General features: G+C 48.9%; 1 protein-coding gene. It reads left to right on the top strand.

Going from position 1 to position 655, the window contains the following annotated elements; all coding sequences use genetic code 11:
* A partial coding sequence (locus tag AB3I00_RS14585) for a bacterial Ig-like domain-containing protein (protein ID WP_368025612.1) occupies positions 1–655 on the top strand: 655 nt, incomplete at both ends.

Raw genomic sequence — 655 nt, 5'->3', positions numbered from 1 at the left:
GTTAGAAGTCAAAGACAGTACGATTAAACAAGGAAGTTCATGGCAGGCAAGTGATAACCTAGTGAAAGCTCTCGATGCGGACGGAAAAGACGTCCGAGAAGAAGTGGCGAATGCCGCTCAAGGGACGGTAGATACAAGTAATCCTGGGAAATACGTGGTGACGTATACGAATGGGAGCATAAGTAAACAAGCGACGATCACAGTAGAAGCGGAAGTCGTGGATCAAACGGTGTTAGAAGTCAAAGACAGTACGATTAAACAAGGAAGCTCATGGCAGGCAAGTGATAACCTAGTGAAAGCCCTCGATGCAGACGGAAAAGACGTCCGAGAAGAAGTGGCGAACGCCGCTCAAGGGACGGTAGATACAAGTACCCCCGGGAAATACGTGGTGACGTATACAAATGGCAACTTGAGTAAACAAGCAACGATCACAGTAGAAGCGGAAGCCGTCGATCAAACGGCATTAGAAGTTAAAGACAGCACGATCAAGCAAGGAAGTCCGTGGCAGCCAAGCGATAATGTAGTGAAAGCCCTCGATGCAGAGGGAAACGACGTCCGAGAAGCAGTGGCGAACACAGCGCAAGGAACGGTAGACACGAGTAAACCAGGGAAATACGTGGTGACGTATACGAATGGGAGCTTGAGTAAACAAGCG

Source organism: Enterococcus sp. C76, from assembly GCF_040886985.1.
In the GTDB taxonomy this organism is placed as follows: Bacteria; Bacillota; Bacilli; order Lactobacillales; family Enterococcaceae; genus Enterococcus_B; species Enterococcus_B lactis.
Note: the sequence above shows the minus strand (reverse complement) of the source record. Positions and strands in the feature narration are given on the sequence as shown.